The following is a 15,983-nucleotide window of genomic DNA, read 5'->3' as shown; positions in this document are numbered from 1 at the left end:
GAGCCATGTTCGATCTGACACAAGAGCAGCGCGATATCCAGTCGCGTGCGCGCGCCGTCGCCGAGGCGGTTGCTCCCTATGCCGCCGAGGCCGATGAGTACACGCAGGTGCACCCGGGTGTGCTTGCGGAACTGCGTGAGAGTGGGCTGGCGCGGCACGTGGTGCCGGCGGCCTATGGTGGTGCGAGCGAACGGCTCGACCCGCTCGCGATCGCCGTGGTCCGTGAAGCGTTGATGTACTCCTCCGCTCACCTCGATTCGTTATTCGGGATGCAGGGCGTCGGCAGCTACTCGCTCTCGATGGGAGGCTCGGAGGAGCTCAGGGAGCAGTGGCTGCCACGGGTCGCCACACTCGACGCCATCGCGGGTCTGGCCCTGACCGAACCGGATGTGGGATCGGACCTCCGCGCGATCACCACGAGCCTGGTCGCCGACGGCGATGATGTCGTCATCGACGGCCGCAAGTCCTTCATCACCAACGGCGGGGCGGCTGACTTCTACTGCGTACTCGCGCGCGAGGACGACGGTTATTCGATGGTGCTGGTGCCCGCCGAGAGTGCTGGGCTGAACATCCAGCCGGGGGCGGACCTGATGGCACCGCACATCCTCGGTGAACTCACCTTCGACCAGGTGCGCGTGCCGGCTGCCAACCGTCTGGGCGTGCCGGGCAAGGCCTTCTCACTCATGCTGCAGACGCTCGCGGTCTTTCGCGTCACGGTCGCCGCCTCGGGTGTCGGGCTGGCCCAGGCCGCGCTCGACGAGGCGGTGCGCCACGCACAGGAGCGTTCGCAATTCGGACGCCCGCTGGCGGAGCTGGGTGCGGTCTCGCAGTCGCTCGCACTCTCCTGGACGGAGATCGAGGCCGCCCGCTCATTCGTCTACCGTGCCGCCGCACTGGCCACGGATGATCCACTGGGTCATCTGGACTTCTCCTCGATGGCCAAGGTCAGCGCGACTGAGACGGCCGGCCGGGTCGTGGACCGTTCGGTCCAGACGATGGGGCGTTTCGGGCTCGTGCGCGGCAGCACGATCGAGCGTCTCTACCGCAATGCCCGTCCGCTGCGGGTCTACGAGGGTGCCACGGAAGTCCTGCTGGACTCGCTCGCGCGTCGCCTCGTCAAGAAGGGAAGCTGAGATGGAACTCGGACTGCGCGACACCGTCGTGCTGGTGACGGGTGCGAGCCGAGGGCTCGGGGCGGCCATGGCCATCGCGCTGGCGGCCGAGGGCGCTCACGTCGTCGCGGCGGCACGATCAGTGGCAAGCCTGGAGGAGGTCGCCGCGCAGGGGCATGGCCGGATCAGCACGATTCCGGCCGATATGAGCGAGGAATCCTCGGTATCGGCCGTGGTGCCCGAGGTCATCGCTCGACACGGGCGGATCGACGGTCTGATCAATAACGCCGGGGTCGCCCCCGCAGGGAAGTTCGTCGATCAGGATCCGCAGATATGGCGGGATGCTCTGACGGTCAATGTGGTGGCGCCGATGTTGCTGGCTCAGGCAGCCGGACGTCACATGATCGCCCAGGGCGGGGGCCGCATCCTCAATATCGCCTCGACCACCGGCGTGCGCGGCAAGCCCTATCTGGTGGGGTACTCCACCTCCAAGGGTGCTGTCGTCCGGATGACCGAGGCGCTGGCGGCCGAATGGGCCCGGCACAATGTCCAAGTCAACTGCATCGCCCCGGGTGCCTTCGTCACCGAGGCGCAGAAGGCCGTCACCGAATCGGCGGACCTGCATGCCCGTCGGGTGGCCAAGATCCCCGCCGGACGGATGGCGGACCCGGCGGAACTGGTCCCGCTCGCGGCCCTGCTCGTCTCACCGGCCTCGCCCTTCACCACCGGTGGCATCTTCGTCGTCGACGGCGGAGAGTCAGGAAAGCTGTGATCCGATGATCATCGATGCACATACCCATGTCTGGCCCGACAAGATCGCCCACGCCGCCCTGAGCGGGAATCGGCTCCCCGGACTCGTGGCGCGCGGCGACGGGACCGTCGACGGCCTCACCCGGGACATGTCCGAGAGCGGCGTGGACGCATCGTGCTGTCTCGGCATCGCGAATGAGGCACGGCACGTCGACCGGGTCAACGAATTCGTCGCCGGTTTGCGCTCGCCGGAGCGCTTCGGCTTCGGCACGGTGCACGTGGATCTCTCGGTCGAGGACAACCTCGCCAGTCTGCGCCGGCACGGCATCACCGCGGTCAAGATCCATCCTCTGTTTCAACGCTACGCGTTGAATGATCCGCGCCTGTGGTCGATCTTCGAGGCCTTCGGCAGCGAGATCGCCGTCATCACCCATGTGGGAGAAGGTGGCTCACCGGAGGCCAATGCGCTCTCGAATCCGGGCATGATCCGTGACATCGCCCGGCAGTTCCCGGATCTTCGGCTGATGGCCTGCCATTTCGGCGGCTACAAGCTCTTCGACGACGCCCGCGAGATCCTGGAAGGGGTCGATGTCGTCCTGGAGACCTCATGGCCGCCGAGCCTGGCGACCTTGCGGCCCGAGCGCGTCCGACAGCTGATCCAGCGGCACGGTGCTGAGCGCATCGTCTTCGGATCGGACTGGCCGATGACGAGTCCCGCCGAAGAGATCGCGGCGATCGAGGCGCTGGGTCTCAGCGATGACGAAGTCAAGCTGGTGCTCGGTGGCACCATGGCACGCATCCTCGATGTCCCGTCGCCCTGGCGTCGCTGAGGGGCATGCCCTCGGTGCGGTTCAGTGGGCCCAGGTGATGGGCTCATCCAGCACATCGGGGAACTTGCGCTCCGCATAACGCATGTACTGATCGATGTGATCGGTCATCGCCTCGGAAGCCGCCAGCGGATCGCGCGCGGCGATCGCTTCGTAGATCTGCGCGTGTGCCTCCTGTACGGCTCCGCGGCGGACCTCGGGATAGTCGATACCGATCGCCGAACCGTCGAGGATGTCGAGCAGCGCGTCCACGAGATAACCGAACATCGCATTGCCGGAGCCGTGAGCGATCACATCATGGAACCGCTTGTTCTCCTCCAGGAAGACCCGTTGGTCGCCCAGATGGAGTTTCATGGTGTCGACACTCGCCTTGAGATCGGCGAGTTGATCGTCATCCATGCGCTCGGCCGCGAGCCGCGCCATGATCGGCTCCAGGCCCACCCGTGACTCGGCGATCGTCCGGAAAGGGGCATTCTCGAATTGCAGAAGGAGGGTGAGCGATGTTGCCAGCGCGCTGGAGTCGGGCTGCTGGACCACCGGGCCCCCACCGGGTCCGGGGCGTAGACGGATGACGCCCTGGAGTTCGAGGAAACGCAGGGACTCACGGAGCGTTCCGCGTCCGACGTTGTACTCCTCGAGCATCAGACGCTCCGGCGGCAGGCGGTCGCCGACACGGTTACCCCGGCGATTGATGTCCGCCACGATCTGCTGCGCGAGCAGCATCGCCGTCTTGGGCGGACGTGAATTGGCCACAGACACTATCGATCTTCCTTCGTTGGACCCTGATGTCGAACTGCCGACGGCTGGTCGCTCACCGAATCATATGCATCAATCCACCCCGGGTGCGAACTCTGCGTGACACGGGAGAGCGGAGGACCCGCCGGACGCGCTACGGAGCCGCCGTGGGTAGGTGGCCGGAGTCGACGAATCTCGCGATGTCCACGACCAAACGATCGCGAGCGGCACGTGCCCCGGCGGAGACACCCGTCGAGCGGAGGAAACCGTGGCAGAGGGCGGGCTCATGCCGATGTTCGACGCCGACGTCTAGGGCCGCGAGCCGCTCCGCATAGGCGAAACCCTCATCGCACAGCGGATCATGTCCCGCGGTGAGGAGGAAAGTCCGTGGATGATCGGCTCCGATGCCGCGGAGAGGACTGACGCGAGGATCGTCGCGGACATCCCGGGGGGCGTAATGGTCGAAGAACCACGCCATGTCGGCTGACCCGATCGGGAAGCCCTGGTCATTCTCTCGATAGGACATTCGTGTCTGGTCGTGATCCACCACCGGATAGATCGCGATCAGCCCAGCCACCTCGTCGCGTCGTTGTGCGATCGTCGCGGCCAGGTTGCCGCCGGCGCTGTCGCCTCCCACGTAGACGGGTTGATCGCCACCGTGGATCACCGCCCAGCTCAGCGCGGTGTCGACATCCTCGACCGCAGCCGGGAAGGGATATTCCGGGGCCAACCTGTAGTCGACGCTCAGCACCTGCAGCGAAGCCTGACTCGCCAACTGACGGCAGAGTTCATCGGCATACTCCAGATCTCCGGTCACCCAGCCCCCGCCGTGGGCATAGACGAGTGTCGCCCGCGATGCGCCATCGTCATAGCGCCGGATCCGCAGTGCCGGAGCGTCACCGATATCGATGTCCTCGATCACACGCACTGCGGGACCGTCGTCACAGGCGCCATCGCCAGCACTGACCCGCTCGCGGGCCTCCGCCGGGGAGAGGGAGCTCAGGGGTGCGGCGCCGGAGGCGCGGACGTGATCGCGCAGGGCGGCGATGGCGGGATCGAGAGGCTCACGCCGAGATGACATGGCGGCTGGCCAGTTCCTCGAGTCGGCCATCGTCGTAGCCGAGTGATCGCAGGATCTCGGTGGTGTGCTCGCCGACGGCCGGAACGCCGTCGTACCGCGGTCCCTCGTAACCGGCGACGTGCAGCACCGGGCCTGGAGTCAGCGCCGGGCCCAGAACGGTATCGCCGAGGTGTTGCAGGGTGCGCTCGAGGAAGTGCGGGTCCTCGCTGATATCGCGCGAGTCGTTGACCGCCGCCGCGACGACTTCGTGATCCTCGAGGATCTTCAACACCTGGTCGCGATCACGTGACCGCACCCACTCGCTGACGATCTCCTGCAGGGAGGCGTTATTGGCCATGCGCGCGGTATTGGTGGCGTAGCGTTCGTCCGTCTTGAGGTCCGGACGACCCATCGCCTCGAATAGCCGCATGGCGATCGCCTGGTTGGAGGCGGCAATGGAGAGCCAGCCGTCGTCGGCGGCCTGGTAGATTCCTCGCGGTGAGGCGGCCCCCGATGCATTGCCGTGACGTTCCATGATCGTCCCCGTGGCGGTGTAGTTGATCACCGCATCGCCCAGGATGAACATCAGCGGCTCGTACAGGGCGACATCGACCTCCGAGCCGATCCCGCCAGACATCTCCCGGCGGAAGAGTGCCATTGCGGTGCCGAATGCCGCCGAGATGCCGGCGATCGAGTCCGCGAAGCCGAAGGGCGGGGCGGTCGGGGGAGTCTCGGGCCAGCCGTTGAGGAAGGCGAACCCGCTGGCGGTCTCGGCCACCGTCCCGAAACCTGGGCGGTGGCGATACGGGCCGGTCTGGCCGAAGCCGCTGACCCTGGTCATCACGAGGCCCGGACGATCGGCGCTGAGCTCGGCATAGGACATGCCCCACTCTTCGAGCCGACCTGGACGGAAGTTCTCGATGAGCACATCGGCCCCGCGGACCAGATCGCGGACGATATCGCGCCCCGCCTCGTCGCGCAGGTCGATGCCGATCGACCGCTTACCCGAGTTCAACCGGGCGAAGCCGATCGCCATGCCCTCGTGTGCAGGTTGCCACTGGCGGGCGAAATCACCCTGGCGTGGGTCCTCGACCTTGATGACCTCGGCACCGAAGTCGCGCAGCATGCGGCCCGTCGTCGGGGCGGCGTACATCGAGCCGAGCTCGATGACACGGACCCCGGCGAGGGGTGCGGCGGAGGTGGGGACGGACATGGCAGCTCCTAGTCAGGTCGTCGCGAAACCGGCGTAGCCGCGGGCGGCGACGTCATCGCACGCCTCGCGGTAGCGACCGACTCCGCCGAGGTATAGCGAGAAGACACGCGGCTTTCCGGGGACATTGGCACCGAGATACCAGCTATTGCCCTTCATGAACAAGGTGGGCGCGGCGGTCTCATAGACGTGCTGGGTCCAGTCCTCCTGGGCCTGCTCGGAGGCCTCGGACCGCTCCAAGCCCTGGTCACGGAGCCAGGCGATGTGGTCGGTGATCCACTCGACGTGCTGCTCGATCGAGATGAGCACATTGCTGATGACCGAGGGACTGCCGGCGCCCGCGACGAAGTACATATTCGGGAAACCGTGCGTGGCCAAGCCCAGATAGGTGCGTGGGCCGTCCTTCCAGGCATCGGGCAGGGTGAGACCGCCGACCCCGGTGATGTTCGCGGAGAACAGCGCGCCGGTCAAGGCATCGAAACCGGTGGCGAACACGAGCGTGTCGAGTTCGATCTCGGTCCCACTGCGGAGCACGACTCCGTGTGGCGCGATCCGTTCGATCGGGTCGGCGTGAACGTCGATCAGCTCGACATTGTCACGGTTGTAGGTCGTGTAGTAGTCGATCTCGAGGACCAGTCGCTTCGAACCGAAAGGGTAGCCGCGTGGGCAGAGACGCTCCGCGGTGGCGGGATCGTGGACGATCTCACGGATCTTCTCGCGGACCAACTCGCCGACGCGTTCGGCGGCGCGCTCATCGGTGCGTAGATCGGTGTACGCGGCCAGAATATCCGGGCCGCCCTGGTCCCAGTAGGCGTCGAAGGTCGCTCGCAGTTCCTCCTCGGATACCTCGAGGGCGGACTTCGTGCCGATCTTGCGATGTGTCCCCCCGGGATGATGTCGCGCGATCTCGCGGTACTCCTCGAAGCGCGTCTTCAGGTCCTCGGCATATTCCCGGTCGAGCGGATGGTTCTTGGCCGGCATCACGAAGTGAGCCGTGCGCTGCAGCACCGTGAGCGTGCCGGCCTGTTTGGCGAGCTGGGGGATCACCTGGACACCGGAGGAACCTGTCCCGATGACCCCGACCCGTTCCCCGGTGACGTCCACGCCCTCGTGGGGCCACGCGCCCGTGTGAAGGGTGCGCCCGGCGAAGTCCTCGATGCCGGGGATCTCCGGCAACTGTGGCACCGCGAGCTGTCCCGTGGCCATGATCACGTGGGAGGCGGTGATCTCATCGCCATGATCGGTGGTCACCGACCACTGACGTGCCTCCTCGTTCCACGTCACGCTCTCGACACGGGTTCCGAAGGTGAAGTCGTCGCGCAGCTTGAACTTGTCGGCGACGAAGTTGATGTAACTCAGGATCTCCGGTTGAGCGGGATAGCGTTCCGTCCAGTCCCACTCGCGGACGAGCTCATCGGAGAAGGAGTAGCAATAGTCGACGCTCTCGATATCGCACCGAGCACCGGGGTAGCGGTTCCAGTACCAGACTCCGCCGACGTCCTCACCCGCGTCGACGCCGTGTACGCGGAAACCGAGCTCACGCAGTCGGTAGACGCTGTACAGGCCCGAGAAGCCGGCACCGACGACGAGAACGTCAAGGTCTTCGGGAACTGCGGAGTGCTCGGAACGAGTCGCCATGTTTTCCTCCTTTAATGATGCATATGAATACTACGGATTAGGCGACGTGACGGCAACCACAGTTTTAGTGGCTGGTGTGCGCGATATAGACATCACACGGTGCGTGATGGGCTACTGCGGTCGCGATACTGCCGAGGACCCGGGCCACCGCGCTCTGTACCCGGCGATTGCCGACGACGATCAGATCGGCCCCGAGTCGTTCGGCCTCGCTGACGAGGGCATCGGCGGGGCGACCCTTGACTCCGCTCGAGGTGACGCTCGGGACGAGGTCGCTGAGTGCTGCGGCCGCTTCCTGGGCGATCTGCTCGGCCTCGGCCGCCACGTCGACTTGGACGTGGTGCTGACCGTCCTCATAGTCGACCGTGTCGCGCGGGGTGGCGGAGATCACGTGCAGGCGTGCCCCCATCGTATGGGCGAGCGAAGCTGCCGTCCGGGCCGCAGCGAGGGCGGTGTCGCTGCCGTCGACGCCGACGATGATCAGGTTCATGTCTTCCTCCTCGGGAAATCTATGACTATCGTATACCTCAAATCGTCGTTGGTGTGAGGAAGGTCTCCTTCAATGCCCTATGTCATCACCCGGAGTTGCTGCAATGACGCCTCGTGTGTCCCGGTCTGCCCGGTCAATTGCATCCACCCGACTCCGGAGGAGCCGGACTATCGCACCGCGGAGATGTTGTACATCGACCCGGATGTCTGCATCGAATGCGGCGCCTGCATGGACGTCTGTCCAGTCCAGGCGATCGCCCCGGACTACGAGCTCCCCGAGTCGATGGAGCGCTACCAGGAGATCAATGCGCGGTACTACCTCGACCCGGAGCATGCCGACTATCCGCAGACCGCCAATGCGCCCCGCAGGCGGGAGTGGGATGGCGACTGGGGTGAGCCGTTGCGCGTCGCTGTCGTCGGTTCGGGACCCTCCGCGTGCTATGTGGCCGAGGAGTTGCTGGAGACGAAGGGCCTGGACGTGGAGATCGACATGTTCGAGCGGCTCCCGGTCCCCTTCGGCCTCGTGAGATACGGTGTGGCCCCGGACCATCAGGACACCAAGGTCGTCGCCGAGCAGTTCGGCTCGCTGTTCCGCAGGGCCGGCTTCCGGTTGTTCCTCAATGTCGATATCGGTGTTGACCTCACCTTCGAGCAGCTTCAGGATCGTTATCACGCCGTCGTCTACGCGGTCGGTGCGATGCGTGACCGGAGGCTTGGAATCGAGGGGGAGGATCTCCCGGGCAGCCACTCCGCCACTGACTTCGTGGCCTGGTACAACGGACATCCCGAGGCGGTCGGCCACGAATTCGATCTCAGTGGTGAGCGCGCGGTCATCATCGGCAATGGCAATGTGGCTCTCGACGTCGCCCGCATCCTGACGGCCGATCTCACCACGCTGGAGCGCTCTGATATCGCCGACCACGCGCTCGAGGCGCTGCGTTCGTCGGCGATCCGCGAGGTCGTGGTCCTGGGCCGCCGGGGTCCGGCGGAGGCCGCTTTCACCACCCCGGAGCTGCTCGGATTGCTCGCCACGCGCGGGGTTCATGTACGGGTCGAGGGTCTCGACGGTGTGCTCGGTGAGCCTGTCGATGACATCGCACGGCTCAAGGTCGAGGTGCTCGGCGAGGCGGCGGCGACCGAACCCGAGGCCGATGATCGCATCGTGACCCTGCGCTTCCTGAGTTCGCCGACCGGGGTGCTGGGCGACTCCCGGGTGACCGGTCTGCGGATCGCCCGCAATGAACTGGTGGAGGAAGGGGGCCGCATGGCCGCGCGTCCCACAGGGGAGATCGAGGATATCGACTGTGGTCTCGTCCTGCGATCCGTCGGTTATTTCGGTGAACCGGTGCCGGGGCTCCCTTTCGACGGCGAACGAGGTGTGGTGCCCAATAACGAGGGCAAGGTGGTCGATCCGTCGGGTCAGTGGACGGGGCGCGCCTATGTCGTGGGCTGGATCAAGCGAGGTCCCTCAGGGGTCATCGGTACGAACAAGTTGTGCGCCCAGGAGACGGTGGCCGCCCTGTTGCGCGATGTGCGCGAGGGGTTGATCCCCCGGGGACTGGCCATGGGCGATGATCTCGAGACGCTCGTGCCCGATCGGCTCGATGCGGCAGCGTGGAAACGCATCGACCGGCATGAGCGCTCGGCCGGTCGTCCCGAGGGTCGTCCGCGGATCAAGAGTGTCCGAGCCGAGGACCTCGTCCAGATCGGTCGCGGGGATGTCTGATCCCGCTCAGGTGGCGGTGGTTACGGGGGGCGCCCGGGGGATCGGCGCCGCGATCGCTCGCCGGGTGGTGGCCGCCGGCGGACATGTCGTGCTCGGTGATCTCGCGGTGGAGCAAGGTGAGTCGCTCGCGCGCGAGCTCGGTCCCGCGGCCTGTTTCGTCGCCGCCGATGCCACCAGCGAGGCCGACACGATGACGCTGTTCGATGCGGCATCGTCCTACGGCGCAGTGGACGCCGTGTACGCGAATGCCGGAGCGGTCGGTGTCACCGGCCTCCTGGAAGGCACCGCGGTGGACGACGCGCGGGCCACGATGGACCGGCTCTTCACGAGTGTGTTCCTGGCCTTCAAGCACGGCGTGGCGCACATGCGCCCCCAGGGTCGCGGAGCCCTCGTGGCGACGGCTTCGGTCGCGAGCGTGCGAGGCGGTCTCGGTCCCCATCTGTACACCGCGGCGAAGCACGCGGTGAAGGGCCTCGTGGAGTCCGTGGCCGTCGAGATCGCGCCGTACGGGCTGACCGCCAATGCGGTGGCTCCCGGTGCCACGGTGAGCTCACTGTCGGCCGGCCTCGTCGGCACCGGGCCCGCCGATGTGGAGCGCGCCTACGAGCAGCTGGCCTCACGATCCTCGTCCGGCGTGCCCACCACGAGCGAGGATGTCGCAGAGGCCGCGTACTTCCTTTCCCGTGCCCACCGGGTCAACGGCGCGACCGTGGTCATCGACGGCGGTGATGCGGTGCCCGGTTCCGCAGGCAGGGCGTACTACGGCGGCGTTCCACATCCTGCGTCCTGATGCATAGTCGCGATCGCGTTGAAGAGGCACGTCCGCCGCTTACCTGCGGGTGTAGGCGGCGGCCCCCGCGAGGACGAAGTCGACCATCGCAGCGGCATGGCGTGCGAGCGCATCCTGTGTCAGGTGATCGGCAGGCACTGCGACGGGATGGAGCATCGCCGCGCCGCAGAGGCTGTCGAGGAGGAGGGCGACCGGGGCATCGGTCGCGAGCTCACCCCGCTCGACCGCCCGGCGGACGATCGCGCGGGTGGTGGCGATCTGCTCGGACCGTACGGTCGCCCAGCGATCGCGCACCGTCTCTGTCACCTCCGACTCGACGACGATGCGTCGCGCGGCCGTTCCGCGCACCCCGTCGGCATAGAGGGTCAACAGGAGGGCGGCGAGCTGTTCGAGGTCGCCGCGCAATGTGCCGGAGTCGATATGGGCGATCGGTGCGAACACGGCCGCCATGGCATCGGTCAGTAGTGCCTCCTTGTCGCTCCAGCGCAGGTAAATCGAGGCCTTCCCGACCCCGGCGGTGCGCGCGACGGCATCGAGGCTGAAGCCGGTCCACCCCTGCCGGGCGAAGACCTCGACGGCAGCCGCCGTGATCCGCTCGTCCACGGCGGGGTCGCGCGGCCGGCCCGGGGAGGTGCTTTCCACAGCGCGAGGGTACCGCTTGTATTTCAGACGGCCATCGTTCAGTATTTCGTTCATGAACGATAGTCGATCAGTAAATCCCGAGGTTCGCGATTTCGTACGGTCGGTGGAGGGCGCGCTCGAAGCCGTGTGGCCCGATGCCACTGCAGCGCCGGTGGCAGACCTCGAGAAGCTGCGCGCTGTGGCGGCACAGCAGGGATGGTTCGAACTCGGCTCCGCCGGAGCGATCGACTGTCTCATCGCCGCCGAGGGCATCCTCGGCGAGCGAGCCTGTCCCCTCCCGCTCGCCGACGCCTATGTCGCGTCGCTCCTGGTGCCCGGCCTGGACCTGGAAACCGGTACCGTCCGTCCCGTCGTCTGTGTCGGCCGAGCCGCCGAGGCGCTTGTCCCGGTCGAAGCGACCCATGTGATCGAACTCGATGCCATCGGACCGGGGGCACGACTCCTGCCGGTCGAGCGCTCGACTCCCGCGCCCGGTCTCCCCGTGCCCGACTGGTCTCGTGTGACGGTGGGTACCGCCGAAGACCTGCAGGTCGATCCCGGTCTCGTGGAGGAGAGCATCGCCGTGCTGCGGCTCGCGTCCGCTGCGCGACTCGGCGGCGCCTGCCGTCGCGCCCATCGACTCGCGGTCGAGCACTCCACTACGCGGCGCCAGTTCGGAAAGGCCATCGGTTCCTTCGGCGCCGTACAGCAGAGAGTCGCCACCGGGCAGATCGACGTGCTTGCCCACGATGCGCTCGTCGAGGAGGCCACGCGGAGTGCGATGCGAGGTCCGGCGACGCTCGCCTGCGCCCTCGCCGCGCGTCACGCCCGCGATCACGCGGTCGATGTCCTCGCCGGGGCCCAGCACACGCTCGGCGCGATCGGATATTTCGACGAGCACGAGGTGGCGTGGCTGTTCCGCTTCGTCCACGCCGAGGTGTCGCGACTGCGTTCGCTCGAAGGAGCTGTCGCGGCGTCGTACGGACTCCCCACCTTGCTCCTCGCCGAAGGCGGTGGTCTGCCATCGCTCGATCTCGGGGAGAGGGCCGAGCGGTTGCGCCGGGAGATACGCGAGCTCCTCGATGCTCACCGGCGAGAGGACGGTTTCGACACTGAGGGGGTGCGGGCCGCTGCCGCCGCCGCGGGCCTCTTCGCCCTCTCATGGCCGCGGGAGCACGGGGGACGTGCCGCTTCGTTGGAAGAGCAGGTGGTGCTCAACGAGGAGATGAAATACGCCGGCGGTCCCGTCGACCGGGCGATGAGCGCGACCATGCTGATCGGGCACTCGCTGCTGCGTCACGGCAGTGCCGAGCAGAAGGCGGACTTCCTGCCCCTCCTGCGGGAGGGCCGCATGGCCTTCTGCTTGGGATATTCCGAACCCGAAGCCGGCTCGGATCTCGCTTCACTCAGCACTCGAGCCGTGCGTGAGGGCGATGACTGGGTGATCCGCGGGCAGAAGCTGTGGACCACGCGTGCCCACACGGCCTCACACGTATGGCTGGCGGTGCGCACGGATCCGGAGGCGCAGCCGCGTCACGCCGGGATCACGATCTTCCTGGTGCCGATGGACACGCCGGGTATCACCGTGCAGCAACACCGGGCGCTGTCCGGGGAGATCTCCTGTTCGGTCTTCTACGATGATGTCCGTGTCCCGGACACAGCTCGCGTCGGTGAGGTCAACGACGGCTGGCGGGTCATCACCGATGCCCTTGCCGCCGAACGCGTGCTGATGGGCGGTATCGCCGCGACGCTCCTCGGCCATTTCGATGCTCTGCTGCGCGAGGTGCGCGGGCGTCGCGATATCGACCCGGTCGCCGTCGACCGGCTCGGGTCGGTAGCAGCGCGTCTTCAGGCGGCTCGGGTCCTCGTGGTGAAGGCCACCCGGGCGATGGACGGTGATGAGGCCCGGATTCTCGGACCCGTGTCGGCGGTGCTCAGCGGGCATCTTGCCGAGGAGTTCGGCCGCACGGCACTCGATCTGCTGGGTCCCGAGGCCGTCCTCGAGGGCCGTTATGAGGCCATGTTGAGACTGGCCCCGATGTACGTGATCGGTGGCGGCACCAATGACATCCAGCGAGGCATCATCGCTCGGGCGATGGGGCTGCCGCGGTGAGTGTGATCGTCGACACGCGGTTCACGAGGATGCTGGGGCTCGATCTCCCCCTCGCCGGGTTCAGTCGATCACCCGGTGTCGTCGCCGAGGTGAGTTCCGCTGGCGGTCTGGGCGTCCTGGCGGCCACACCGTACGGCCCCGATGAGCTCGATCGTCACCTCACGTGGATCGCGGAGCGGTGCGGTGGGGCGCCTTTCGGGGTCGATCTCCTCGTGCCACCCGGTCCGATGACGGAGTCGGCGAGGAGTCCGCTTCCCTCCTCGCACATCGAGTTCGTCAGGGATCTGCTTGCCGAGCACGGGATCGAGGCACCAGGGCTCGGTGCGCTCGGTCATGGCTCGACGACGACCACCTCGATCTCCTCGGCCGGGGTGGAAGCGCTGCTCGACGTGACCTTCGCGCATCGTCCGGCACTCGTGGCCAATGCCCTCGGGCCGGCCCCGGCCCGTCTGGTCGAGCGTGCCCACGCCGAGGACGTGCTGGTGGCGGCGCTCATCGGCTCCTCCGCACACGCTCGCCGGCAACTCGATCTCGGAGTCGACCTGCTCGTCGCCCAGGGCACCGAGGCCGGTGGCCACACCGGCTCGATCGCCACGATGGTGTTGACCCCGGAGATCGTCGACCTCGCCGGTGACGTGCCGGTGCTGGCGGCGGGCGGGATCGCCGACGGACGGCAGCTCGCCGCGAGCCTCGCGTTGGGGGCGGCCGGGGCCTGGTGCGGTTCGGTGTGGCTCGCGAGTGAGGAGGACGTCACGCCGATGACGGTGAAGCGGCGGTTGCTGCGAGCCGGCAGCGGCGACACGGTGCGTTCCGCCGCCCGGACGGGCAAGCCCGCGCGTCAGCTCAGATCGGCCTGGCATGATGCCTGGGAGCGCTCGGATGCGCCCGAGATCCTGCCGATGGACCAACAGCTGCTGTTGTCGAAGGATGCCTGGGCGCTCATCGAGGCTGCGGCGGAGGAGGGCCGCGATGTCGGTGACCTGACGTCCTTCTTCGTCGGCCAGGTGGTCGGCCGGATGACCGAGCTCCGCCCGACGCGGCAGATCGTCGACGACATGGTGGCAGGTTGCCTCGCGGCGATCGGCGAGCTCCGCGGTCCGCACTGACCCAGCGGCGCGGTGCCGGCCGCTCACGTGCTCGCAGGGTCTCCTCGTGCGCCACCCCGCTACTTCGACGAGGCCGCGATTATCGGTGCGCCCTAGCCGTGAGGCCTTTCTATATATATCGTTAGCATGGATTAGGAGGCCAGTATGCGTGGACTGAACCAAGCCGTGGTCATCGTCACCGGAGGTGCTACCGGGATCGGTGCAGCGACAGTCGCCCGGTTCGTCGACGAGGGCGCCCATGTCGTCATCGCCGACGTGCAGGCCGACCCTGCTCGCGAACTCGCCGGTCGGCTCGGTGACCGAGCCGAGTTCGTGGCCACCGATGTCACCGATGAGAACAGCATCGCCGGACTCGTCGATACCGTCCAGGAGCGGCATGGGCGCCTGGACGTCTTCGTCGCCAATGCCGCCGTCTTCGGCGCGATCGGCCCGATCTCCGAACAACGCACCGCCGATGTCGATCTGACGATCGCGGTGAACCTGCGCGGTGTCATCCTGTGCCTTAAGCACGCTGCGCGCGTGATGCAGCCGCAACGCAGCGGCAGCATCATCGTCACCGCCAGTCCCGGTGGGATCATCGGGGGAGCCGGACCCCACGTCTACAGCGCCACGAAGGCGGGTGTGATCGGTCTGGTCCGCTCCGTCGCGGCCGAGCTGAGACCCTTCGGCATCCGGGTCAACACCGTCGTGCCCGGAGCGGTGGTCTCACCCATGACGGCGGCGGCGATCACCGGCGATGCGACGGCCCTCGACCAGGCCACGGAGACGATGACATCATCGGCGATGCTCGACCGCGCCGGCCAGCCCGATGACATTGCCGGAGCGATGGCCTTCCTCGCTAGCGAGGACGCCCGATATATGACCGGCAGCGAGGTCTTCGTCGACGCCGGCTACACCCATGCCTCCGGTTCGGCCGCCTTCGCCCAGCCGACCCACGCCGGCCGCGGCGCCCTGCTCGAAGGAGGGCGGACCTCATGACCTCGAAGGGACACGACATGCTCGATGGCAAGCGCATCCTCATCACCGGTGCCGCACAGGGGATGGGGCGCGAGATCGCCCTGGAGGTCGCACGCCGCGGAGCCGCCCATGCCGGCATCGCCGACCGCGATGTCGACGGTCTGCGCACCCTCGCAGTGGAGCTCGAGGGCCTCGGTACGCAGGTCTCCGAGATCGAGGTGGATCTGGCGCGTGGTGAGCAGGTCACCGCGATGGTCGACGACTTCGCGCGGCGGGCGGGTGGCCTGGACACGCTCGTGAACAATGCGGGCGTGCTCGACCACGTGTTCACCGATCCCGATCGCGTTCGCGTGCACGAACTCGAGGAGACGGCGTGGGATGCCGTCATGGACATCAACCTCAAGGCCGTCTGGCTCGCGATCAAGGCGGCCACGCCCTACCTGATGGAGTCTTCTCGAGGTCCCTCCATCGTCAACGCCGCGTCCGTCGCGGGCATGAACGGCTCGCCGATGACGGCCTACTCCGTCAGCAAGGCGGCCGTCCTGCAGCTGACACGGACGGCGGCGGTCGGCCTGGCACCGCACATCCGGGTCAACGCCTTCTCGCCCGGCTCGATCCGCACGCCGATGAGTCAATCGCATCTGGACGCCGCCGACGACAAGATCGCCCGTGCCCGCGCCATGTACGGCACGCATCTGCTACCGCGCTTCGGTGAGGTGGAGGAGATCGCCGCCGCGGTCTGCTTCCTGGCCAGCGACGATGCGTCCTTCATCACCGGTGCGAACCTCCCGGTCGACGGCGGCACCACCGCATGGCGAGGGGTCCGCGACGACGTCGAGGTCGACTGAACGC

Annotated in this window: 15 protein-coding genes; 9 read left to right on the top strand and 6 right to left on the bottom strand. The window is 67.2% G+C overall.

The genetic code is table 11. From position 1 onward, the window contains the following. The first annotated feature begins 5 nt into the window (after window positions 1–5). The 3 genes from BHE97_RS08615 to BHE97_RS08605 are packed head-to-tail and all read left to right on the top strand — an operon-like array spanning window position 6 to window position 2,692. The gene (locus tag BHE97_RS08615) at window positions 6–1,133 is read left to right on the top strand and encodes an acyl-CoA dehydrogenase family protein (RefSeq protein ID WP_087623625.1); all 1,128 of its coding nucleotides are present in this window, start codon (window positions 6–8) and stop codon (window positions 1,131–1,133) included. A 1-nt stretch (window position 1,134) separates the two neighbouring features. Then, window positions 1,135–1,884, top strand: coding sequence for an SDR family oxidoreductase (locus BHE97_RS08610; RefSeq protein WP_087623624.1), 750 nt, complete (start codon window positions 1,135–1,137; stop codon window positions 1,882–1,884). Between the two features lie 4 nt (window positions 1,885–1,888). Continuing rightward, entirely contained in the window at window positions 1,889–2,692 is an 804-nt protein-coding gene (locus tag BHE97_RS08605) for an amidohydrolase family protein (RefSeq protein WP_087623623.1), read from the top strand. 21 nt (window positions 2,693–2,713) lie between these two features. Here BHE97_RS08605 and BHE97_RS08600 read toward each other — a convergent pair whose 3' ends face one another. The 5 genes from BHE97_RS08600 to BHE97_RS08580 all read right to left on the bottom strand — a co-directional run bounded on the left by BHE97_RS08600 (window position 2,714) and on the right by BHE97_RS08580 (window position 7,819). Further along, window positions 2,714–3,442, bottom strand: coding sequence for an FCD domain-containing protein (locus BHE97_RS08600; protein ID WP_201791372.1), 729 nt, complete (start codon window positions 3,440–3,442; stop codon window positions 2,714–2,716). Window positions 3,443–3,578: 136 nt separating this feature from the next. Further along, entirely contained in the window at window positions 3,579–4,505 is a 927-nt protein-coding gene (locus BHE97_RS08595) for an alpha/beta hydrolase (protein WP_087623621.1), read from the bottom strand. Beyond that, on the bottom strand, window positions 4,489–5,697 hold the full coding sequence (locus BHE97_RS08590; RefSeq protein WP_087623620.1) for a CoA transferase: 1,209 nt from the start codon (window positions 5,695–5,697) through the stop codon (window positions 4,489–4,491). The genes BHE97_RS08595 and BHE97_RS08590 overlap by 17 nt, the downstream gene beginning before the upstream one ends. A 12-nt stretch (window positions 5,698–5,709) precedes the next feature. After that, the gene (locus BHE97_RS08585) at window positions 5,710–7,332 is read right to left on the bottom strand and encodes an NAD(P)/FAD-dependent oxidoreductase (protein ID WP_087623619.1); all 1,623 of its coding nucleotides are present in this window, start codon (window positions 7,330–7,332) and stop codon (window positions 5,710–5,712) included. Between the two features lie 64 nt (window positions 7,333–7,396). Beyond that, on the bottom strand, window positions 7,397–7,819 hold the full coding sequence (locus BHE97_RS08580) for a universal stress protein (protein ID WP_087623618.1): 423 nt from the start codon (window positions 7,817–7,819) through the stop codon (window positions 7,397–7,399). 72 nt (window positions 7,820–7,891) lie between these two features. On the opposite strand from BHE97_RS08580, the gene BHE97_RS08575 reads away from it, so the two are divergent. Beyond that, window positions 7,892–9,544 (top strand): 4Fe-4S binding protein, encoded by a 1,653-nt coding sequence (locus BHE97_RS08575; RefSeq protein WP_087623617.1) that lies wholly within the window; start codon window positions 7,892–7,894, stop codon window positions 9,542–9,544. Then, window positions 9,537–10,334: an SDR family NAD(P)-dependent oxidoreductase gene (locus tag BHE97_RS08570; protein WP_170931341.1), complete on the top strand. Its 798-nt coding sequence runs from the start codon at window positions 9,537–9,539 to the stop codon at window positions 10,332–10,334. Before BHE97_RS08575 ends, BHE97_RS08570 begins: the two co-directional genes overlap by 8 nt. 39 nt (window positions 10,335–10,373) lie before the next feature. Here BHE97_RS08570 and BHE97_RS08565 read toward each other — a convergent pair whose 3' ends face one another. Beyond that, window positions 10,374–10,976, bottom strand: coding sequence for a TetR/AcrR family transcriptional regulator (locus BHE97_RS08565; protein WP_201791371.1), 603 nt, complete (start codon window positions 10,974–10,976; stop codon window positions 10,374–10,376). Between the two features lie 52 nt (window positions 10,977–11,028). Between BHE97_RS08565 and BHE97_RS08560 the strand changes: the two genes are divergently transcribed. From BHE97_RS08560 to BHE97_RS08545, 4 genes are all read left to right on the top strand, one after another. Beyond that, window positions 11,029–13,068, top strand: a complete 2,040-nt coding sequence (locus tag BHE97_RS08560) for an acyl-CoA dehydrogenase family protein (protein ID WP_087623614.1) — start codon at window positions 11,029–11,031, stop codon at window positions 13,066–13,068. Then, window positions 13,065–14,174 (top strand): nitronate monooxygenase, encoded by a 1,110-nt coding sequence (locus BHE97_RS08555; protein ID WP_201791370.1) that lies wholly within the window; start codon window positions 13,065–13,067, stop codon window positions 14,172–14,174. Before BHE97_RS08560 ends, BHE97_RS08555 begins: the two co-directional genes overlap by 4 nt. Window positions 14,175–14,318: 144 nt before the next feature. Beyond that, complete coding sequence (locus tag BHE97_RS08550; RefSeq protein ID WP_087623613.1) at window positions 14,319–15,152, top strand: SDR family oxidoreductase; 834 nt, start codon at window positions 14,319–14,321, stop codon at window positions 15,150–15,152. After that, entirely contained in the window at window positions 15,149–15,979 is an 831-nt protein-coding gene (locus tag BHE97_RS08545) for an SDR family NAD(P)-dependent oxidoreductase (protein ID WP_201791369.1), read from the top strand. The genes BHE97_RS08550 and BHE97_RS08545 overlap by 4 nt, the downstream gene beginning before the upstream one ends. The last annotated feature ends 4 nt before the right edge of the window (window positions 15,980–15,983 follow it).

Origin of the sequence: Aeromicrobium sp. PE09-221, from assembly GCF_002174305.1 — a bacterium.
Lineage (GTDB): Bacteria > Actinomycetota > Actinomycetes > Propionibacteriales > Nocardioidaceae > Aeromicrobium.
This window is presented reverse-complemented; position numbering and strand designations above follow the sequence as displayed.